Origin of the sequence: Nonomuraea sp. NPDC048901 (assembly GCF_040649695.1) — a bacterium.
Classification (GTDB): domain Bacteria; phylum Actinomycetota; class Actinomycetes; order Streptosporangiales; family Streptosporangiaceae; genus Nonomuraea.
Window position 1 is genome coordinate 83,030 of sequence record NZ_JBEZFW010000014.1, and the last position, 21,177, is coordinate 104,206.

Consider the following 21,177-nt stretch of genomic DNA (forward strand, 5'->3'; position numbering starts at 1 on the left):
CCGACCTCGCGACTACGGAGTGTGCCTGCCCGCGCACTTCGGCCCGGGCAGGCACAGGGTTATGGCACTACGATTCGAGCGCGTCGGCCGACTCGACGACCCGCCGGCGGTCACCCTCCTCCGGCACCAGGCTCTTCTCGCCATAGACGACGACGAGGTCGCCGACCTGCCGCCGGGCGATCTCCCGCCAGCCGTGGCGCTCATACAGCGCCAGGGCGGCCCCCTGGTTGAGGGTCGTGTCTCCGCGGACGTGGTGGAATCCCAGCTCCACCGCCCGTTCCTCCAAGGCTCGCAGCATGGTGGCGCCGAACCCGCGCCGCTGGAAGCCCGGATGGACCCGCAACCGGCACACCTCGGCCGTCTGCGAGTCGATGGGTCTCAGGCCGCCCATGGCCACGACCCGCGAGCCGAGCTCGCCGACGAGGAAGTCACCGCCGCACGCCAGATAGAGCTCCTGGATGCGAGGGAAGTCGTCGTCGTAGTAAACACCGTCGCCCGGCGCCAGTCCCACCTCGGCGAGGCAGATCCGGTGCAGGGCGAGGATGGTGTCGAGGTCAGACCAACGATAACGTCGGATCTTCAGCTTCATGCACTCCCTTCCCCGGTGGCCAGCTCAGAAGGACGCAGTTCCTCCAGGAACACGGCCAGGTCGGGATGATTCGCGTCGCGCGCCTTGATCGCCTGTGCGAGCGCAACAGCCGGGCGCATGATGAAATCGGTGCGGTATTCGGGGCCGAGCAGGCGCATCGCCTCCTTGCCCATGGCGATGGCCTCATCGATGTCCCCCTCGATCAGGCGGCACTGTGCGCGGTCCAGCCTGATCAGCGTCTGGTCGATGATGTGATCTTGGTATTTGTCGAGTGCCTGGTCGAGCACCACCTCGGCTTCGAGGGTCTGTCCGAGCTTCGTGAGCACGTCGCCCTGGTAGAAGTAGAGCTGCCGTTCGGTGTAACCGAAGGCCATGTCCTCACGCTCGTGCGATTTCATGTGCGAGAAAGCGTTCCTGGCCCGCGCCAGAGCGCGTTTGGCCTGGTCGACGACCTCCTTCTTACTGTCGACGCCCGAGATCATCGCCAGCGCGCGGGCCTCGACGACCGGCGCCATCGCCTGCGCGGCGCACGGTGTCTGGCCGGCCAGGTCGCGGCTCTTCTTGGCCAGGTTGAGCGCCTCGCGGGCGTCGCCGTAGTAGAGCGGGACGAGCGCCTCACGAGCCGTCACCCAGGCGCGCAGCGCGCGGTCGCCGGTCTCGTCGGCGGCCGTGCGGCCGGTGCGGAAGAAGGAGCGGGCCAGCCGGTGGTCGCCGAGGTTGATCATGATCATGCCGCTCAGCCCGGACAGCTGCGCGGCCATGCGGCACAGGCGCTCCTGCAGGTCGATGGGCTGGCGGCAGGACATGGCGCTGTGGACGGAGCTGAGTTCGAGCAGCACGTCGCACAGCAGCCGTAGCGGCGCGGTGGTGGTGTATTGGCGCCCGAAGGCCAGCGTGGCCTCCTCCCACTGATCGAGCATGGCGGGAGAGACGGTGGCCGACACCAGCATGGCGTCCATCCGCCGTCTGATGCCCTCGCAGGCGCCCAGCACCGGGCCCTCGAACCTGCCTGCCTGGGGGCCGTTGGACAGCATGTTCAGCAGCGTGCGGCGCAGGATGTTCTCGTCCTCCTCATCGGAGGGGGCCGGCGTCGTCTTCTCCGGCGGCATCAACAGCTCGCGCTGCGGGCTCGCGGCAGGGAGTCGCTCCTTGAGGTCGGCGGCGACCACCCCGGGCATCCGGTGGCCGTGGCCACAGATGCACGGCCCTTCGTAACCGAGCGCGCCCGGCTCGACCCGGTAGACCGTGCAGAGGTAGTGGAGATATTCGGGGCCCGGCCGCTTGAGCCCGCTCTCGTAGGCGGACAGCAGGGTTTCGCCGATGCCGGGCTGAGTCTTGCCGTCGCGCTCGAACAGGGCTCTGACCTGCTCGATGACGTCGGCCAAGGCGATGCCGTACGAGAGGCGATGTCCCTTGATCCTGGTCGTGCCGAACTGGGGCCCACAGTGCTCGTGGATCTCCTCAGCGATCTGAGCGGAGGTGCGCCCGGTGGCGAGCCCTCTGGCCCGGATCCGCCGCGCCATCTCCGTCTCTCTGTGCTGCCTGCCGGACATCCCGGCCCCTCTCACGCAAGTCCCGTCGGTCCGAAACTGCTAACTGAGCGTAGCGTTAACGTCGCGCTGCGCCTACCAATGACTATGGCGCATTGATGAGGGGTTGGAAACGCCTTCTTGGAGGTTCCGGTTAAGGATCGTCCTCCGGCGGACTGTTTCTTATCACCTATGAGTGAGAACCGGCGCCCCGTGAGCAGAAACCTCGCGTTGCGCAGTCCGTTGACTTGAGTCATCTTTGGCCCACCAGCAACGATTCAAGGGAGGGACGAAAGGTGGGGGACGACAACTTCGGGCACCTGGAGCGTTTGGTGTCAGAACTCGACGCTCGCGGGTTGCTCGCACGAGTAGTTCGGACCCAGAACGGGCGGGTGTTCGTCCGGGTGATCAACCCGAACGCGACCAGCCTGACCGAGAGCGTCACCTGCCGGCCCACTGCGGTCGCCGAGCTTCCGGACTGGTGGTACTGCTGGTCCTGGGGTGAGCGCATGCATACGGCCGACGACCCGGCTGGTGCGGCGACCAAGGTCGCACGCGTACTCGCCGCCGTGGGGGAATGATGACGCGGTGGTCCGGGTGGAGCGCAGCCACCACGGCTCACCGCATCCATGGCGGCTTCTCGGAGCCGGCGGGGTGGTCGGTGCGGAGGGTCTCCTGCACACGGCAGGGGCTCTGGCCATCCCGCCGGTTCCGCTTCTCGCGGGACTCGTGCTTGTACGGCCAGCCAGCCGTACACAGGAGATGCCCTCCAGGTCCGCCTGGAGGGTGTTCGGGGGACCCCTCCCGGAAACGGCTTGGGACATGCTTCCGGGTGTGTGTCCCAGCCGAGCCGTACGTCACCGGAGCGTCAGGCCTCGCCCTCCGCGGCCCAAGAGGCCTGATGTCCCCGTCTTCCCCGGCGTGATGTGACTGCGGCCGGTTCGGTCGGCGGTATCTTTTTGAGCGTTCCGCTCGAAAAGTCCGTCGACCGAACCGCTTCCGGAAGGGGACCCAACCAGTGTTCCTGCTGGCAACGCCTACTACTCCTCCGCCGAGTCCCCTGGACCCGTCGAAGATGATCAGCGATGTGGGTGCGGCCTGTGAGAAGGACACGTTCCTGTGCGGGTTCCTGCAAGCCTCGCTGCCTGTAGGTTTCCTCGCCCCGCTCATCGCCACGCTCATCACGGTCATCCTGATCCTGGTGCTCGCCCTCGTCGTGCGGAACATCGCCAAGCGCCTGATCACCCGGGTGGTCAGCCGCGCCGCCACCGGCGGCTCGATCACCGGCCGGTTCCGCAGGTCCGGCGCCGCGACCGAGGGCATCGACGCCCTGCTCCACGAGCGCCGCAAGCAACGCGCCGAGACGATGGGCTCGGTGCTGCAGCACATCGCCTCGATCGTCATCATGGGCACCGCCGTGCTGACCGTGCTCGACCGGCTGACGATCCCCATCGCTCCCCTGCTCACCAGCGTCGGCATCCTCGGCGTGGCGATCGGCTTCGGCGCGCAGGAGCTGGTCAAGGACTTCATCGCGGGCATGTTCATGCTGCTGGAAGACCAGTACGGCGTGGGCGACGTGATCGACTCGGGCGCCGCGGTCGGCACCGTCGAGGCGGTCACCCTGCGCGTCACCAGGCTGCGTGACGCCGACGGCCGCGTCTGGTACATCCGCAACGGCACCATCACCCGCATCGGCAACGAGTCACAGGGCTGGTCGCGGGCCTACCTCGACGTCCCCGTCGCCTGGAACACCGACGTCACCACCGTTAGAGCCATACTGGAGCACGTGGCCGAGGAGATCTGGGCCGACACCGACTTCCGCGAGACGCTCATCGTGGAGGAGCCCTCCGTGTTCGGCGTGGAGCAGCTGTCCGACAGCTCGGTGGTGTTCCGGATCTCCGCGAAGACGCTGCCGTCCAAGCAGGCGCAGGTCGCGCGGGAGCTCAGGCTCCAGGTCAAGTCCGCGCTCGACGCCGCGGGCATCCCCATGGTCGCCACCGCATAGGCTTGTACGGTGACTGAAACCTCCTTTTACGAGGCCGTCGGCGGCGAGGAGACCTTCCGGCGACTCGTACACCGCTTCTATGAGGGGATCGCGCAGGATCCGCTGCTGCTCCCGCTCTACCCGGAGGAAGACCTCACCGGGGCCGAAGACCGGTTGCGGGGGTTCCTCATTCAATATTGGGGCGGCCCCACCACCTACAGCCAGGAGCGCGGGCACCCGCGGCTGCGGATGCGGCACAACCCGTTCGTCATCGGCGAGGCCGAGCGCGACGCCTGGCTGCGGCACATGCGCGACGCGGTCGAGTCGCTGGAGTTGCCGCAGGAGCAGGAGACCAAGCTCTGGGACTACCTGGTCTACGCGGCGCACAGCATGGTGAACTCTCCGACATAGCGGGCATGACCGCCCCATGGACATCCCCTGGTGGCGTGATGCCGTCGTCTACGAGATCTATGTTCGCAGCTTCGCCGACGCCTCAGGAGACGGCGTCGGCGATCTGGCCGGAGTGCGTGAGCGGCTGCCCTACCTGGCGGAGCTCGGGGTCGACGCGATCTGGCTGACCCCCTTCTATCCCTCGCCGATGGCCGACGGCGGCTACGACGTGGCCGACTACCGCGGCGTCGACCCGCTGTTCGGGACGCTGGACGACTTCGAGTCGCTGGTCGCCGACGCGCACCGGCTCGGGCTGAGGGTCCTCGTGGACGTGGTGCCCAACCACAGCTCCTCGGAGCACCCCTGGTTCCAGGCCGCGCTGCGCGGCGAGCACCGCGACCGCTACCTCTTCCGCGCCGAGCCGAACAACTGGCAGTCCACCTTCGGCGGCCCGGCCTGGACGAGGCTGCCGGACGGGCAGTATTACCTGCATCTGTTCGCCCCCGCCCAGCCGGACTTCAACTGGCGCAACCCCGAGATCCACCGGGAGTTCCTCGACATCCTGCGGTTCTGGCTGGACCGGGGCGTCGACGGGTTCCGCATCGACGTGGCGATGGGCCTGTACAAGGCGTGGGGGCTGCCCGACATCCAGGACCAGTCGTTCAAGTCGGTCTCCCCGATCTGGGGCCAGCCGGAGGTGCACGAGGTCTATCGGTCCTGGCGCAAGCTGCTCGACGGCTATCCCGGCGAGCGCATGGCGGTGGGCGAGGTGTGGACGGACAGCCCCGAGGATCTGGCGCTCTACGTGCGCCCCGACGAGTTGCAGCAGAGCTTCAACTTCGCCTGGCTGCAGGCGCCGTGGTCGGCGACCGCGTTCAAGAAGGTCATCGACGACACGCTGGCCGCGGTCCCGTTCGCCACGTGGGTGCTGTCCAACCACGATGTCGTACGGCACCGCACCCGCTACGACACCGCCGATCCGGGCACGGGTCTGATGCGGGCCAAGGCGGCGTTGCTCACGATGCTGGCCCTCCCCGGGTCGGCATATCTCTACCAGGGGGAGGAACTTGGCCTCCCTGAGGTGAAGGATCTTCCCCCGGAGGCGCGGCAGGACCCGGTCTTCATCCAGTCGAAGGGGGAAGTGGCCGGCCGCGACGGCTGCCGGGTGCCGCTGCCGTGGTCGGCCGACGGCGGGTCGTACGGGTTCTCGCCCGACGGGGTGGCGCCGTGGCTGCCGCAGCCGGCCGCGTTCGGGGCACTCAGCGCGGCGGCCCAGGCCGCCGATCCTGGATCGACGCTGTCCTTCTACCGCCGGGCCCTGGCCTGCCGCCGTGAGCTGGTGGGATCGCTGCCCTACACGCTGGAGTGGCTGGACTCCCCCGAAGGCGCGCTCTTCTTCACCCGCGGGTCCTTGATCTGCGCACTCAACTGCGGCACCGAGCCGGTGCGGCTGCCGTCACACGACGGCGTCCTGCTGCCCAGCGGGCCGCTCGACGGCGACCTGCTGCCGCCCGACACCGCCGTCTGGCTGCGTGCGTCAGCCTGACGGGCGGGCCTCCTCCGGTTCCGCGGTGGCGTGCCGCTCGCCGCGCGTGGGGATGACGGGCAGCGAGATCAGCGCGCACGCCAGCCCCGCCGCGAACCCGGCCCAGTAGCCCGTGGCCGTGATCAGCAGCCCGGCCAGCGGCGTGACGGCCAGGGAGACGACGTTCTGGATGGTGTTGTGGGTGCCCAGCACCCGCCCCGCCCATCCGGGGCCGGCGAGCTCGCCCGCCGAGAGGTAGGCGAGCCCGTTCCCCGCCACGGTGATCACCGCGGCCAGCGCCAGCATGGCCGGGCCGAGCCACGACTTGGTGACCGCGCCCAGCACCAGCAGGGCCAGCACGGCCAGCGAGCCGAACGTCAGCAGCCGCAGCGGCGCCATCCGCAGGCCGCTCCGGTCGGACCAGCGGCCGACCGCGATACGCACCGCCGCGCCGCCGATCGCCGCCACGCCGAAGAGCTGTCCCGCCCGTACGCCGTCCCAGCCGTAGACGCCGACCAGGCAGGCCACGCCGTACGTGCTGACGACGATCTGCGGCACCACGTGCAGCGCGCTGGTCGCGTGCACCCGCCAGAGCGCGAGCTGCCGGTACGGCGAGGCGGCCGGTGCCGTACGAGCGCCCGAGATCGCGTGCGGCGGCTCGGCCAGGAAGAGGGCGGCCAGGACGGCGGCGAGCAGGCTGACTCCGGCGCAGACGATGAACACGCCCGAGATCCCGTGGGCCCGCGCGATCGGCGGCAGGACGAACGCGGCCACGGCCATGCCGAGGGTGTAGGAGACCTGGCGCAGCCCCATCGCGACGCCGCGCTCCGGCGGCTCGAACCAGCGCAGCACGATCCGGCCGCCGCCGACCATGGCCGCCGACCCCATGGCCCCGGCCAGGGCGAGCAGCGGGACCACCGCCCAGATCTCGGTCACGAAGGCCAGGGCGGCGAACAGTACGGCGGCCAGCCCGACGCCGACGCCGAGCACCAGCCGCTCGCCCCGCCGGTCGGCCAGCATGCCCCAGGCGACCAGGGACAGCAGGATGCCGAAACCGGGAGCGTTGCCGATGACTCCGGCCACCGGCAGCGAGACACCGAAATATCGCTGGATATCCGGCATGACGAGCGGCAGCCCGAACAGCCCCAGCGTGACGCAGGCGTGCGCGTTGACCCCCAGACCAAGCATCAGCCAGCGCTTCATGCCGACATGAACCGCCGCAGGTAGCCGAGTTCGTCGGAGGTGAGCCTGCGGGGCGCGGCACGTTCGACGTCGTAGGCGACGATCACCGAGGTGGCCCGGACGAACAGCTCCTCGTCGTCGCGGATCTCGTACTCCAGCGTGAACCGGACCGGCCTGATCTCGGTCACCCAGGTCTCCACCCGGACCGGCTCGGGGCGGAAGCCGAGCGGGCGCAGGTAGTCGATCTCGTGCCGGGAGACGACGAGGCCTTTGAAGGGGGCGTCACCCGCCTTGTACGGATCGATGTGGAGCATCCCCAGCCGGGCGTCCTCCAGATAGTCGAAGAAGCGGACGTTGTTCACATGCCCAAGTGAGTCGATGTCCGCAAATCTCACCATTCGGGGGAAGATATGCCGCTGGGCGAGGGATTGTTCAACCACGCAGGCCACCGTACCCGCCCCGGTCAGGTGGCCTTGCGCCGGGCCGTACAGGCCAGAACGGTCAGGACCGAGATCGCGACCGTGCACCCGAGCGCCCATCGGTAGCCGGTGACCAGCTGCTCGACCGCGAGGCCGGAGACCCGCGAGAGCGTGCCGGCGAAGACCCGGTCGTGCAGCGCGGCGGGCAGCGGCGCGGTGATGATGGACAGCGTCAGCGCGGTGCCCACGACCACGCCGGTGTTCTGGAGCATGAGCCGCATCGCGTTGACGATGCCCAGCCGGTTCGAGGGCAGGCCGTCCAGGATCGCGGTGGTGTTGGAGGGCAGGAACACCCCGGAGCCGAGTCCGATGAGCACCAGCGCGAACGCGACGGTGGCGTACGGGACGCTCGACGAGATCGTGCAGAGCAGGAGCGACAGCCCGGCGGTGGTCGTGGCGGCCCCGGCGACCGCGAGCGTGCGCGGGCTCATTCGGCGCTGCAGCAGGCCCGAGCCCGCCGAGCCGATCATCCCCGCGGCGGCCAGCGGCAGCACCTTCAGCCCAGCGCGCACCGGGTCGTCGCCGCGCACGGCTTGGAAGTAGAGCGCGACGAGGAACACCAGCCCCACGCGGGCGACGGAGTTGAGGAACGACGCCAGCGTGCCGAAGGCGAAGCCGCGATCCCCGAACAGGCCGATGTCCACGACCGGATGGGCGGCCCTGAGCTCCCTGACCACGAACAGCGGCAACCCCAGTACGAAGGCGGCCAGCCCGGCGAGGATCAGCGGGTGGCCCCAGCCGAGCCTGGTCACCTCCGACAGCGCCAGCAGCAACCCGCCCAGGGTGACCAGGACGAGCACGTTGCCCGGCAGGTCGAGACCGCGATCACGCCCGGCGGGCTCGACCCGTCGCAGCACGATCGCGCCCCACACCAGGCAGGCCAGCCCGAGCGGCACGTTGTACCAGAACACCCAGCGCCAGCCGAGCTGCTCGGCCAGGAAGCCGCCGAGCGTGGGCCCGGCGAGCTGGGCGATCGAGAACGAGGCGACATAGACGCCCATCCCCTCGCCGAGCCGCGCGCGGGGGAAGGCGTCCGTGACCAGGGCGGCGCTGTTGGTCATCAGCATGGCGGCGCCGGCGGCCTGTAACACCCGCAGAGCGACGATCGTCCAGGCGTCCGGCGACAGCCCGGCCAGCAGCGCCGCGAGCGTGTAGGTGCCCAGCCCGCAGAGGTAGAGCATGCGCCGCCCGAACATGTCCGCCAACCGGCCGAAGACCACCATGAGCACGGTGTTGGTCAGCTGGAAGCCGAGCAGGATCCAGCTCGCGGCCGTGGCGTCGGCGTGGGTGCTCCTGGCGATCTCGGGCAGGGCGACGTTGATCGCGCTGCCGCCGAGCCCGGTGAGGACGCTGGCCAGGCTCACCACCGACAGGGTGCGCCAGGCGTACCGGACCTGCTCCCGTTCCTCGACTACCGTCACCACGGGGCCTGTCCTTTCTAGATTTCAATACTAGAATCTAGTTCGCATCGGCAGGTAGTCAAGGAGGTGCGACATGAGCGGGATCGTCGAGGGTCGCGTGGTGATCGTCACGGGCGCGGCCAGGGGCATCGGGCGCGGTCACGCGCTCGAGTTCGCCCGGCAGGGCGCGAAGGTCGTGGTCAACGACCTGGGCGCGGAGGTCGACGGCACGGGCTCGTCGGACGCCGCCGCCGCGGTGGTCGAGGAGATCGAGGCGCTGGGCGGGGAGGCGATCGTCAACGGCGAGGACGTCTCCGACTTCGACGGGGCGGCCCGGCTGATCCAGGCGGCCGTCGACCACTTCGGCGACCTGCACGTACTGGTCAACAACGCGGGCATCCTGCGTGACCGGATGCTGGTCAACATGACGGCCGAGGAGTGGGACGCGGTCATCAGGGTGCACCTGCGCGGGACGTTCGCGCCGCTGCGGCACGCGGCGGCCTACTGGCGGGCCAAGGCGAAGGCCGGGGAGCGGGTGGACGCGCGGATCATCAACACCACCTCGTCCTCCGGCATCTACGGCAATCCTGGGCAGGGCAACTACGGCGCCGCGAAGGCGGGCATCGCGGGCCTGACGGTCATCGCGGCCAAGGAGCTGGAGCGTTACGGCGTGACCGTGAACGCGATCGCCCCGGCGGCGCTCACCCGTATGACGGAGAACCTCGTCCCGACCGGCGCCGGCTCATCGGGCGCCGACCCCGACGACATCGCGCCGCTGGTGGTCTGGCTGTCCAGCGCCGAGGCCAGGGGCGTCACCGGGCGGGTGTTCAACGTACGGGCGGGGGTGATCAGCGTGGCCGAGGGCTGGCACGCCGGTCCGGCCGTCGACAAGGGTGGCCGGTGGGACCCGGCCGAGCTGGGCGCGGTCATCCCCGCCCTGGTCGACAAGGCCGCGCCCAACGCGCTGACCAACGGCCAGATCCCTGGACGGGAGAGCTGACCGATCTCTTGGCGGGAGAGCTGAACGTGGTGCGCCGCGTGTGGTCGGGGTGATCAGCCCTCTGCCAGGACCCTGAGTGGGTCGAGGCGGCGGATCAGCGTCATCGCCGCCTCGATCACCTCGCGGGCGGCGTCCTCGGTGTCGCTGGTGGCGACCTCGCGGGCCGCCTCGCCGATGATGCTGGTCAGCGCGGCGACGGTGAACCGGTCGAGCGGGTCGGCGCCCGCGCCGAGCAGCACGGCGTTCTGGCGTACCCACTCCCGGCCCCGGGTGCGGCGGACCAGCTCGAAGCCCGGCGGTCCGTCGCCGTCGATGAACAGCCGGACCAGGTCGCGCCGCTCCCACGCGCCCGCGAGGTAGGCCCGCGCCCCGGCGATGAGCAGCTCGACGGGGTCGTGGACGCCCGCCTGCTTGGCCCGCGACACGCTGGCGGCCGCGGCCTCCTCGTGCGCCGCCTGGTGGTCCTCGTAGAGCGCGAGGAACAGCTCGGTCTTGCCGCCGAAGTGGTGGTAGAGGCTGCCGACGCTGGAGCCGGCGCGGGCCACGACCTCGGAGACGTTCGCCTCGGCGAAACCGTGCTCGCTGAAGACCTCGCGAGCCGCGGTCAGCATGCTCTGGCGGGTCTGGGCCGTACGGCTCCACTCCCACGACGACTTCCGTGCCATGGGTCCTATCGTACCGGGGCGAATTCTAGAATTTGATTCTTGACAGGAACGCGTCCCGGCTGGCTTCCTAGAGGAACGTTCTAGAAATTGGGGAGGCGGTCATGGACTTCTCGCTCAGCGCCGAGGAGCGTCAGATCCGCGACACCGTGCGCTCCTTCGTCGAGAAGGAGATCATGCCGCTGGAGCCGGAGGTCCTGCGCAACGAGCGCGAGGGCCGCCCGGCGCTCGCCCCGGAGGTCCTGCGCGACCTGCGGGCCAGGGCGAGGAAGATGGGCTTCTGGGGGATCAACACCCCCGAGGAGTACGGCGGCGCCGCGCTGGGCCCGGTCATGTCCGCGATCATCGTCATGGAGCTGGGCCGGACCTTCGTCCCGTTCATGTTCGGCGGCAGCGCCGACAACATCCTCTACGCGGGCACCCCCGAGCAGCAGGCGCGGTACCTGCTCCCGACGATCGAGGGCGAGCGCCGCTCCTGCTTCGCGATCACCGAGCCGGGCGCGGGTTCCGACGCGCGCAACATCCGTACCCGCGCGGTCCGTGACGGCGCCGAGTGGATCATCAACGGCGAGAAGACGTTCATCACCGGCGGCAGCGAGGCCGACTTCGTCATGGTGTTCGCCGTGGCCGAGCCGTACGGCGTGACCTGTTTCCTGGTCGACCGCGACATGGGCTGGACGTCCGAGCCGATCCCGACCATGGGCGAATGGGGTCCGGCGTCGCTGGTGTTCCAGGACGTGCGGGTGCCCGAGGAGAACATCCTCGGCGAGCTGGGCAAGGGCTTTGAGCTGGCCATGCAGTGGATCGGCCAGGGCCGCTACATGATCCCGGCGCGGGCCATCGGCTCGGCCGAGCGCATGCTGGGCATGGCCATCGACTACGCCAAGATCCGCAAGTCGATGGGGCAGACGATCTCCGAGTACCAGGCGATCCAGTGGATGATCGCCGACTCGCAGGTGGAGATCGAGGCGGCCAAGTGGCTGACCCTGTACGCGGCCTGGCGGGTGCAGGAGGGCCTGGACGCCCGGCACGCAGCGTCGATCGCCAAGCTCAACGGCGCGGTCATGGCCAACCAGGTCGTGGACCGGGTGCTGCAGATCCACGGCGGCATGGGCTACACCAAGGAGCTGCCGATCGAACGCTGGTATCGCGAGCTGCGCCTGCTGCGCATCTTCGAGGGCACCGACGAGATCCAGCGCCGTACGATCGCCCGCAATCTGATCAAGGGACACGCCCGCTTGGGCACCATTGGGGAGTGATATGTCGGTCGAGGCGCTGTTCAACCCGGGATCCATCGCGCTGGTCGGCGCCACCGACAAGTCGGGGTGGTCGATCAGCACGCTGCTCAACCTGCGTACGTACGGTTTCGCCGGGCCCGTGTACCTGGTCAATCCGCGTGGCGGGACCGTGCACGGCGAGCCCGCCCACCGGAGTCTGGCCGAGGTTCCGGCGCCGGTCGACCTGGCCTACGTCATGGTGCCGACGGGCGCGGTGCTGGGGGTGCTGCGGGAGGGGGCCAAGCTGGGGATCCGGTGTTACGTGATCCTGACGGCGGGCTTCGGGGAGGCGGGGCCTGAGGGTGCGCGGCTAGAGTCGGAAATTTCGGCTTTTGCTGAGGAAAATGATCTGACGATCCTGGGGCCGAACGGGAACGGCTACATCAACGCCGCCGCCGGCATCACCCCGTACGGACTGCCCATCCCCCAGCCGCTGCTGCGCGGATCGGTGGGCGTGGTGCTGCAGAGCGGCGCGCTGGCCAGCTCCGTGCTCGGCTTCGCGCAGGCCCGCAACGTCGGCATCAGCCTGCTGACCTCGATGGGCAACGAGTCGGTCGTGAGCGTCACCGACGTGGTCGACCATCTCGTGGATGATCCCGCCACCAAGGTGATCGCGCTGTTCCTGGAGACGATCCGGGATCCGGCCGAGTTCTCCCGCGTCGCCAGGCGGGCGCTGCTGGCGGGCAAGCCGATCGTGGCGCTGAAGATCGGCCGCAGCAGGCTCGCCTCCCACACGGCGCAGGCCCACACCGGCGCGCTGGTGGGGGACGACGACGTCATCGACGCGGCGCTGCGGCAGCTCGGCGTGATCAGGGTCCGGTCTCTGGAGGACCTGGTCATCACGGCGGGGCTGCTCGCCTCCGTGGGACCGCTGCCCGGGCGGCGCGTCGGCGTCGTCACGCCGTCGGGCGGCGCGTCGGAGATCATCGCCGACCGGGCCGAGGACGAGGGTCTGGAGCTGCCGCCGTTCGCGCCGTCGACGGTGGCGCGGCTGGCGGAGATCGTCCCGTCCTTCGGCACCGTGCAGAACCCGCTCGACGTGACCGGTTATGTGCTGATCGACCGGACGCTGCTGGGCCGGGCGCTGGAAGCGGTGACCGCCGATCCGGGGATCGATCTGGTCATGCTGCTGTCGGAGCCGCCTCGGGTCGCACCGCCCGACCCCGCTCCGGCCTTCGCCCTGTACGCGGCCAGCGCCCGGCGGATCGCCGAGTCGCCGGTGCCGGTCGTCGTGGTGAGCAACGTGCTGACGGATGTGACGGAGTTCGGCCGGGCGGTGCAGGAGGAGACCGGGTTTCCGTACGTGGTGGGCGGGATCGAGCACGGGATGTCGGCGATCGGCGCGGCCGTCCGCTGGTTGGCGGCCCACACCCGCGCCCTCGCCGACCCGGCCTTGGGCGGAGCGGCTGCCCTCGCAAGTGAGGAGGCGGCCTTGGTCGGGGCTGCCGGGGTGTGGGGGGAGCATCGCGCCGCTGCGCTGCTGGCTTCGGCTGGGGTGCCTGTCGTGCCGTCGGAGCTGGTGGGCGATGAGGTGGCGGCGGTCGCGGCGGCGGAGCGGTTCGGGTTCCCGGTGGTGCTCAAGACCGCCGCCGAGGGCTTGGGCCACAAGAGCGACCTGGGCGGCGTACGGCTGGGGCTCTCCTCTCCCGACGAGGTACGGCAGGCGTACCGCGACGTGGTCGCCGCGCTGGCGGGGGAGACGGCCGCCCTGGTGCAGCCCCAGCGCGACGGCGGGGTGGAGCTGCTGGTGGGCGTCGTGCGGGATCCCGCCTGGGGCCTCACTCTGGCTGTGGGACTGGGCGGGATCTGGGTGGAGGTGCTGCGTGACACTGCCCTGCGGATCCTGCCGGTGGACGCCCGTTCGGTGCGGGAGGCGCTGACGGAACTGCGCGGGGCCGCGTTACTGCGAGGCGTGAGGGGTGGTGAGCCCGCCGACCTCGACGCGGTGGCCGAGGTGGTGGCGCGGGTGGCGGCGTTCGCGGAGTCACTGGGGGACCGCCTGGAGTCGCTGGAGATCAACCCGCTGCTGGTCAGGGGATCCCATGTGGAGGCTCTGGACGCGCTGGTGACATGGCGCACCTGACGGGACGGCAGGCGTCCGTCATGGCAGCCGGGCGGGACCGCGAACGTCCGTCATGGCAGCCGGACGGGACTACGGATGTCCGTCACGGAGGCCGGTTCGGCAGGGCCGGGTCGGTCATGGCAGCCGGTTCGACAGGACCAAGGTGGCGGCGGTGGCGAACATGCCGCCGTTGCCCAGCACCACGCTCACCTCCACCCCCGGCACCTGGGCGGCGGCCTCCCCGCGGAGCTGCCGGACCGCCTCCTGGATGGCGAACATCCCGTACATCCCGGTATGCGTGTACGAGAGCCCGCCCCCGTTGGTGTTGAGCGGCAGCCGACCGCCCGGCGACGTGTGCCCTTCGGCGATGAACGCCCCCGCCTCCCCCCGTCCGACGAAGCCCAGATCCTCCAGCCCGTAGATCGGCACGTGCGCGAACGCGTCGTACACCATCACATGGTCCACGTCCTCATGCGAGATCTTGGCCTCGGCGAAGGCCGACTCCCCCGACAGCCGGAACGCCTTGGACGAGGTGAAGTCCTCCATCTGCGAGATGATCGGCGAGTCGGCCGCCTCACCCGAGCCGAGTAGGTGGACCGGCTCACGCCTGGCCCGATCCTCGGAGGTGACGATCAGCGCGCCGCCCCCGTCCGTCACCAGACAGCATTCCAGCAGGTGGAACGGGTAGGCCACCAGCCGAGACGCCAGCACGTCCTCGACCGTGATCAGCTCCCGGTACATCGCGCGCGGATTGAGGTGTGCCCACCGCCGCTGCGCGACCGCCACCTCGGCGAGCTGCTCGTGCGTGAGCCCGGTCTCCTTCATGTACCGCAGCGCCGTCAGCGTGAACAGCGTCGGCGGCCCCGCCACCCCGTACGGCAGCTCGAACTGCCCCAGCAGCGAGTCGGCCCCCATCCCGAACCGCGCCGCGCCGACCCGGGACCGTCCCGACTCACCATGGGTGATCAACACGGTGTGGCAGAGCCCGGCGCGGATCGCCGCGGCCGCATGCCGTACATGGAAGAGGAACGACGACCCGCCCACGCCGGTCCCGTCGAGCCAGGCGGGGGTGACGCCGAGCGCGTGGGCGATCTGTACCGGCCCCGGCGTGCCCACGGTGGCGAGGCCGTCGATGTCGTCCTTGGTCATCCCCGCGTCGGCGAGCGCGTTGCGCGCGGCCTCCAGGTGCAGCCCCATGGTCGAGTGGTACGGCAGGCGGCCCACCTCGTCGGTCTCGGCCGCGCCGGCGATCACGATGTTCATGCGGTGGCTCCAGCCGGATTCATGCGGTGGCTCCAGAGTGGCTACGGCCGGTCGCTTCAGGGTCGCTCCGACCGGTCGCTTCAGAATCGCTCCGGCCGGTCCCTCCAAGGTCGCTCCGACCGGCCTCTTCACGATCGCTCCGGCCGGTCTCTTCAGCCGGCTCGAAGAGCGGCACGCACACGTCGCCGCGCCGCTCGAAGACCACGCGGAGGCTCAGGTCGAGCGGCAGGTTCTCGGGGACGATCTCGACGCCGACGATGTTCGTCATCATGCGTACCCCTTCCGCCAGCTCCACGACGGCGATCGCGTACGGACCGTCGTCCTCGAAGCCGGGCGCGGGACGGTGGTTGATCACGTACGAGTACAGGGTCGCGCGGCCACTGGCCCGCACCCAGTCCACGTCGGCGGAGCCGCAGTGCGGACAGTCGGGGCGTGGATAGAAGTAGTGCCGCGCGCACGCCCGGCAGCGCTGGATCCTGAGCTCTCCGGCCGCCGTGCCGTCCCAGAAGGGCTGCGTCTCCGGTGTGGGCCTCGGTGCGGGCTTCATCAGCCTCCCCAATCTAGTTCTAGAATGACACTCTAGATTTGGATTCGGGCGAACCTCAAGGGCTGGGGATTCCGTTGCCGTTGCGGCCACGGCCGTCAAGTACGTCGTCCAGCGACGGCCGGTGCTCCGTGCCACGGGGACCCGCCTGGGCCAGCTGGATCAGCACGCCGTGCGCCTCCTTGGGATGCAGGAACACCTCACGCCAGCGCTGGTCCCGGACGTTCAGGCCGTGGAGCCGGTAGCCGCGCTCGGTCAGCCTGGCCACGGCGGCGTCGAGGTCGTTGACGTGGAAGTTCAGGTGGTGGACACCGCCTCTGCCGCGGGTCGGCTCGAAGAAGCTGTCGAAGAAGTCCGAACCGGCCAGCGGCTCCATCAGCTCGACCTTGCCGCCGCCCTCATAGGTGAGCTGCAGAGTGCGGTAGCCGCTCGAACGGTTATCGCCACCGCCGCCCAGGTGACGGCCCCCGAGCAGGTCGCGATAGATCGGCAGCAGGTCCCGGATACGCGGCGCCGCCACGGCCGTGTGATCGAAGGTCACCTCTAGCCCGTCCAGTTCCAGGTCCACACTGACTCCCTTCCTAGAATTCGATTCTAGATCTTAGCGGAGCGTCCCGCACTCTTGACGTGGGGCGTTGTGAGGAGCAGCATTTCAGAAATGAATTCTAGAGCTACCTTCTAGAACTCATGACGGGGGCCTGTACGACGAGAGAGGCGAGTCATGAGACTGTCCTACGTCCGCGAACTCGACGAGTACCCCACCGGCGCCCGGCGCATGAAAATCCTCACGATGGCCGTGCTCGCCATCCTCATCGGGTCCTACGAGGCGCAGATCGCGCCGGTGGTCCCGCTGCTGCTCAAGGACCTGCACATGACGCTGGCCACCTACGGCGCCGTGTCGGGCGCCGCCGCCATCGCCGGTGCGATCGCCTCCATCCTGGGCGGACGGCTCACCGACCGGCTCGGCCGGGTGCGACTGCTGGTTCCCCTGATGATGCTCACCGCCGTGTGCTGCTTCGTCATGACGCTCGTGCACAGCCCGCGCGACCTGCTGCTCGCCCGCATCCTGCTGGCGTTCGTGGACGGCGTGGCCATGGCCAGCACCGCGCCCCTGGTACGCGACTTCTCACCGCGGCTCGGCCGGGCGCAGGCGTTCGGCTTCTGGACCTGGGGACCGGTCGGCGCCAACTTCCTGGCCGCGGCCATCGCGGGCTGGACGCTGCCGATCTTCCACGATTCGTGGCGCTCGCAGTTCGTCATCATGGGCTGCTTCTCGCTGGTGATCTCGTTCGTCATCGCCTTCAACATCGCCGACCTCTCCCCCGAGCTGCGGGCCAGGATCCAGCACACCGAACAGGCCGCCACCCAGGTGGTCGACCTGAGCCAGCCGGCCCGCCTCCGCTCGCTGTTCGCCAGGCGCAACATCTGGGCGCACGTGGTGGGGATCTCGCTCTGGCTGGTGCTCTACCTCACGCTGTCGTTGTTCGGGCAGACGATGCTCGTCGGGGCGCTCGGCATCAGCACCGCTCAGGCGTCCACCATCATGGCGGCGTTCTGGAGCCTGAACCTGATCACACTGATCATCACCGGACGCCTCTCGGACCGCACACAGCTGCGCAAGCCGTTCTCACTGGGCGGCACGATCGCCGCGGTGCTCGTCACCGCCTACCTCGCCGTCTCGCTCGGGCAGGAAAGCGTCTCGACGGGCACACTCATGCTGGTGGGCGCGCTGCTCGGCGGCTCGCTCGGCGTGGCGTACGCACCCTGGATGGCCAACTACTCCGAGGACGCGGAGGACGCCGACCCGCGGCTGCAGGGCACGGCTTGGGGGCTGTTCGGGTTCCTCACCAAGGGCATCGCCGTGATCGGGCTGGTCGTCATCCCTCGGGTGGTCGAGGCCACGAACTGGCAGATTTGGCTGTTCATCTCTCTCGGCTGCCTGATCCTGTTCATACCGGCGATCGTCCTGTTCAACGGCCCATGGCGCCGCTCCGCCCGCACCCCTGTCACCGTCGCCCTAGAGTCGGCCGAAGGCTGACAGCCCCCCTGAAGTCGGCTGAAGGCCGACCGCCCTCGGCGGGCCGAAGAACCGATCTAACTCGGGAACCACCGAAAGCCGGCCACCCTCGGCGGGCCAAGCGACGACCGCCCTGGGCCGCAGGGATGGCCGCATTCGGGATGCCCAAGATGGCCGTCCCTGGGGGCGAAGGGTGGCCGACCAGGGGAGGCCGAAGACGACCGAGCTGTCCGCCGAGCTCGCCAGGATGCTGCTGGCGCCTGCCGCCTCCTGGACGGCTAGCGTCGTATCCACGGGGTCGGGTCAGCACCCAGACGGCCGACTATACGCACGTCACGGCGCTCAGCCACCTCCACCGGAGGAGCGTGCCCCTGGACAGACCCCAGCCACGCACAGAGGGTGGGGCCCACCGGGCCTGCCGTAACAGGTAAGAGAACGCCCAGCCACGTCCAGCGGCACACGCCCCGCACGGGGCACGCGACACACCGGGCTAGGCCTAAACCAACGGAAACAGCCCGTCACCGCCAACAACCCACACCCCGGGCGGCCCGAGCCCGGCCCGCCCGCCGTCCTCGCGCGCCAGCCGAGCCTGACCGCGCGGAGCGACACACCTCAGAAACGCCCGACCACGTCCAACGACACACCCCGGTCCCGTACGGCGGACGAGCCGCCAAGATTCACCGGCCACTGATGACCGCAGACGTCCGGGCGCTGATGACGGCGGATGTCTGGGGCCAGGAGTGTCGAGGAACTCGTGCGCTCCCGGCCGGGGGCGCACGTTAGTCGCGGTCCCGGCCGAGGGCGGACATTAGTCGCGGTGGAGCTTGCGGTAGGTGATCCGGTGGGGGCGGGCGGCGTCCGCGCCCAAGCGCTCGATCTTGTTCTTCTCGTAGTCGGCGAAGTTGCCCTCGAACCAGAACCAGTTCGACCCTTCCTCCCACGCCAGGATGTGCGTGGCGATGCGGTCGAGGAACCACCGGTCGTGCGAGGTGATGACCGCGCAGCCCGGGAAGTCGAGGAGCGCGTTTTCCAGCGAGGAGAGCGTCTCGGTGTCGAGGTCGTTGGTGGGCTCGTCGAGCAGGAGGACGTTGCCGCCCTGCTTGAGGGTGAGCGCCAGGTTGAGGCGGTTGCGCTCACCGCCCGACAGAACTCCGGCCTTCTTCTGCTGGTCTGGCCCTCTGAAGCCGAACGCCGCGATGTAGGCGCGGGACGGCATCTCGACGTTGCCGACCTTGATGTGGTCGAGCCCGTCGGAGACGACCTCCCAGACGTTCTTGTTCGGGTCGATGCCGCCACGGCTCTGGTCAGCGTAGGAGATCTTGACGGTGTCGCCGACGACGATCGACCCGCTGTCGGGCGTCTCACTGCCGGTGACCATGCGGAACAACGTGGTCTTGCCGACGCCGTTGGGGCCGATGATGCCGACGATGCCGTTGCGCGGCAGGTCGAAAGTCAGCTTCTCCATGAGCACCCGGTCGTCGAACCCCTTGGTGAGGTCCTCGGACCTGATCACCGTGGTGCCGAGACGCGGGCCCGGCGGGATCTGGATCTCGTCGAAGTCGAGCTTGCGGTGCTTGTCGGCCTCGGCCGCCATCTCCTCGTAGCGCTGCAGACGCGCCTTGCTCTTGGTCTGGCGGGCCTTCGGGTTGGAGCGGACCCACTCAAGCTCGTCTTCGAGCCGCTTCTTACGCTTGACGTCCTTCTGCCCCTCGACCTTGAGGCGCTGCGTCTTGGCCTCCAGGTACGTGGAGTAGTTGCCCTCATAGGCGTAGGCGCGGCCGCGGTCGAGCTCCAGGATCCACCCGGCGACGTTGTCGAGGAAGTAGCGGTCGTGGGTGACGGCGAGGACGGTGCCCGCGTATTTCTCCAGGTGCTGCTCCAGCCACTGCACACTCTCGGCGTCGAGGTGGTTGGTGGGCTCGTCGAGCAGCAGGAGATCGGGGGCCTCCAGCAGCAGCTTGCACAGGGCGACACGGCGGCGCTCACCACCGGACAGCGTGGTCACATCGGCGTCGGGCGGCGGGCAGCGCAGGGCGTCCATGGCCTGCTCGAGCTGGCTGTCGACGTCCCACGCGTTGCGGTGCTCAAGCTGGTCCTGCAGCTTGCCCATCTCGGCGAGCAGCTCTTCGCTGTAGTCGGTGGCCATCTGCTCGGCGATCGCGTTGTAGCGCTCGAGCATCTCCAGCGTCTCGGCGACACCCTCCTGGACGTTGCCCAGGACGGTCTTCTCCTCGTTGAGCGGGGGCTCCTGCTGGAGCATGCCCACGGTGAAGCCCGGCATAAGTTTGGCGTCGCCATTGGACGGCTGCTCCAGGCCGGCCATCATCCGGAGCAGCGTCGACTTTCCGGTGCCGTTCGGACCCAGGACGCCGATCTTGGCTCCGGGCAGGAACGACAGCGTGACGTCGTCAAGGACAACCTTGTCGCCGTGCGCCTTGCGCACGCGCTGCAACGTATAGATGTACTCCGGCATGGCATCTAGCTTAGGGGCTCTCGACCCGGGCTTCCGCCGCTCCACCGGACGGTCATGAGACGGCAGGCGCCACATCGGATAGTGGGCGATCTCCGGCGACAGTTTCGGTCGTCGGGATCCATGCCCGGTGACGGCCTCGGTCGTCGGGACCCATCCCCGACACCAGCTTTATGCGCCGGAACCCATCCCCGCCAAGAGCTCAGGTGAACGACCAGAGTCCGTTTCGCCATCGTCCACCGCCGCGTTGCGCAGTCGGCCGTCTGGAACCTCTTCCTATCAGCCGTACGTGCCACCTGACGATCAGTGTGGCCGGGCTCCACAGGGTGTCGGCCAATCGGCTGCGGCGTGATCCCGAACTCGGGTCGTCGCCACGGAGGACCTCGTCCGCCGCACCACAACCCGAGATCGGCGCACCGCACCCCAACTCCTTGGGGTTGTCGGTACGGGTGATCGTCGACGGATCGGCCAGGCCACGGGTGAGGTCGGCCACCCCACCCGGCTTCACCGGCTGGATCGCATCGCCGGACACACCCCTGGCCGACCGCTGACGCGCGGAGCCGCCAGCACGGGCTGCGCGGGGTGGCCATCCGGCCGTTCAACGTGGCAGGGGCGCGGCATCCCGGCGAGCATCCCGTCCAGGGCGGGCCGACCGTCCTGCTCACCGGACGCGCCCCTGGCCGACCGTTGACGCACCGGACAACCCCCTAACTGACCGTTGACACACGCGACGCGCCGCCCTCCTCACCGGACATGCCCCTGGCCGACCGATGGCGCGCGCGGGATGCCGTTCTCGACGAGTTG

The 21,177-nt window shown here is 69.5% G+C and carries 18 protein-coding genes; 8 read left to right on the plus strand and 10 right to left on the minus strand.

From position 1 onward, the window contains the following. Nucleotides 1-67 precede the first annotated feature (67 nt). The gene (locus AB0C30_RS39190; protein ID WP_357953557.1) at nt 68-589 is read right to left on the minus strand and encodes a GNAT family N-acetyltransferase; all 522 of its coding nucleotides are present in this window, start codon (nt 587-589) and stop codon (nt 68-70) included. Continuing rightward, entirely contained in the window at nt 586-2,142 is a 1,557-nt protein-coding gene (locus tag AB0C30_RS39195) for an XRE family transcriptional regulator (protein WP_357953559.1), read from the minus strand. Before AB0C30_RS39195 ends, AB0C30_RS39190 begins: the two co-directional genes overlap by 4 nt. Nucleotides 2,143-2,414: 272 nt before the next feature. Between AB0C30_RS39195 and AB0C30_RS39200 the strand changes: the two genes are divergently transcribed. The 4 genes from AB0C30_RS39200 (at nt 2,415) to AB0C30_RS39215 (ending at nt 6,038) form a co-directional block, all read left to right on the plus strand. Further along, a complete protein-coding gene (locus tag AB0C30_RS39200) occupies nt 2,415-2,699 on the plus strand; it encodes a hypothetical protein (RefSeq protein ID WP_357644622.1) in 285 nt (94 codons plus the stop codon). Nucleotides 2,700-3,193: 494 nt separating this feature from the next. After that, nucleotides 3,194-4,123: a mechanosensitive ion channel family protein gene (locus AB0C30_RS39205; protein WP_357953561.1), complete on the plus strand. Its 930-nt coding sequence runs from the start codon at nt 3,194-3,196 to the stop codon at nt 4,121-4,123. A 9-nt stretch (nt 4,124-4,132) separates the two neighbouring features. Further along, nucleotides 4,133-4,513 carry a globin gene (locus AB0C30_RS39210; RefSeq protein ID WP_357953563.1) on the plus strand — a complete coding sequence of 127 codons (381 nt, stop codon included), beginning with the start codon at nt 4,133-4,135 and terminating at the stop codon, nt 4,511-4,513. Nucleotides 4,514-4,529: 16 nt separating this feature from the next. Further along, nucleotides 4,530-6,038, plus strand: coding sequence for a glycoside hydrolase family 13 protein (locus tag AB0C30_RS39215; protein WP_357953565.1), 1,509 nt, complete (start codon nt 4,530-4,532; stop codon nt 6,036-6,038). On the opposite strand, the gene AB0C30_RS39220 is transcribed toward AB0C30_RS39215, so the two are convergent. From AB0C30_RS39220 to AB0C30_RS39230, 3 genes are all read right to left on the minus strand, one after another. Next, on the minus strand, nt 6,030-7,220 hold the full coding sequence (locus AB0C30_RS39220; protein WP_357953566.1) for an MFS transporter: 1,191 nt from the start codon (nt 7,218-7,220) through the stop codon (nt 6,030-6,032). The two genes, AB0C30_RS39215 and AB0C30_RS39220, sit on opposite strands and share 9 nt — an antisense overlap. Continuing rightward, complete coding sequence (locus AB0C30_RS39225; protein WP_357953568.1) at nt 7,217-7,597, minus strand: thioesterase family protein; 381 nt, start codon at nt 7,595-7,597, stop codon at nt 7,217-7,219. The genes AB0C30_RS39220 and AB0C30_RS39225 overlap by 4 nt, the downstream gene beginning before the upstream one ends. A gap of 65 nt (nt 7,598-7,662) precedes the next feature. Next, nucleotides 7,663-9,102: an MFS transporter gene (locus tag AB0C30_RS39230; protein WP_357953569.1), complete on the minus strand. Its 1,440-nt coding sequence runs from the start codon at nt 9,100-9,102 to the stop codon at nt 7,663-7,665. 70 nt (nt 9,103-9,172) lie between these two features. On the opposite strand from AB0C30_RS39230, the gene AB0C30_RS39235 reads away from it, so the two are divergent. Continuing rightward, nucleotides 9,173-10,078 carry an SDR family oxidoreductase gene (locus AB0C30_RS39235; RefSeq protein WP_357953571.1) on the plus strand — a complete coding sequence of 302 codons (906 nt, stop codon included), beginning with the start codon at nt 9,173-9,175 and terminating at the stop codon, nt 10,076-10,078. Nucleotides 10,079-10,131: 53 nt separating this feature from the next. Here the strand turns inward: AB0C30_RS39235 and AB0C30_RS39240 are convergent, their stop codons facing one another. After that, nucleotides 10,132-10,743 carry a helix-turn-helix domain-containing protein gene (locus tag AB0C30_RS39240; protein ID WP_357953572.1) on the minus strand — a complete coding sequence of 204 codons (612 nt, stop codon included), beginning with the start codon at nt 10,741-10,743 and terminating at the stop codon, nt 10,132-10,134. Between the two features lie 101 nt (nt 10,744-10,844). On the opposite strand from AB0C30_RS39240, the gene AB0C30_RS39245 reads away from it, so the two are divergent. Continuing rightward, nucleotides 10,845-11,999 (plus strand): acyl-CoA dehydrogenase family protein, encoded by a 1,155-nt coding sequence (locus tag AB0C30_RS39245; RefSeq protein ID WP_357953574.1) that lies wholly within the window; start codon nt 10,845-10,847, stop codon nt 11,997-11,999. A gap of 1 nt (nt 12,000) precedes the next feature. Further along, the gene (locus AB0C30_RS39250; RefSeq protein WP_357953576.1) at nt 12,001-14,100 is read left to right on the plus strand and encodes an acetate--CoA ligase family protein; all 2,100 of its coding nucleotides are present in this window, start codon (nt 12,001-12,003) and stop codon (nt 14,098-14,100) included. Between the two features lie 114 nt (nt 14,101-14,214). On the opposite strand, the gene AB0C30_RS39255 is transcribed toward AB0C30_RS39250, so the two are convergent. Genes AB0C30_RS39255 through AB0C30_RS39265 form a run of 3 tightly spaced genes read right to left on the minus strand, consistent with a single transcriptional unit; the run spans nt 14,215 to nt 16,454 of the window. Beyond that, nucleotides 14,215-15,342: a thiolase gene (locus AB0C30_RS39255; RefSeq protein ID WP_357953577.1), complete on the minus strand. Its 1,128-nt coding sequence runs from the start codon at nt 15,340-15,342 to the stop codon at nt 14,215-14,217. Between the two features lie 19 nt (nt 15,343-15,361). Then, nucleotides 15,362-15,889: a Zn-ribbon domain-containing OB-fold protein gene (locus AB0C30_RS39260; protein WP_357953578.1), complete on the minus strand. Its 528-nt coding sequence runs from the start codon at nt 15,887-15,889 to the stop codon at nt 15,362-15,364. 55 nt (nt 15,890-15,944) lie between these two features. Continuing rightward, nucleotides 15,945-16,454: a VOC family protein gene (locus tag AB0C30_RS39265; RefSeq protein WP_357953580.1), complete on the minus strand. Its 510-nt coding sequence runs from the start codon at nt 16,452-16,454 to the stop codon at nt 15,945-15,947. A 153-nt stretch (nt 16,455-16,607) separates the two neighbouring features. On the opposite strand from AB0C30_RS39265, the gene AB0C30_RS39270 reads away from it, so the two are divergent. Next, a complete protein-coding gene (locus AB0C30_RS39270; RefSeq protein WP_357953582.1) occupies nt 16,608-17,924 on the plus strand; it encodes an MFS transporter in 1,317 nt (438 codons plus the stop codon). Nucleotides 17,925-18,711: 787 nt separating this feature from the next. Here the strand turns inward: AB0C30_RS39270 and ettA are convergent. After that, the gene (gene ettA, locus AB0C30_RS39275; protein WP_225292519.1) at nt 18,712-20,376 is read right to left on the minus strand and encodes an energy-dependent translational throttle protein EttA; all 1,665 of its coding nucleotides are present in this window, start codon (nt 20,374-20,376) and stop codon (nt 18,712-18,714) included. Nucleotides 20,377-21,177 lie beyond the last annotated feature (801 nt).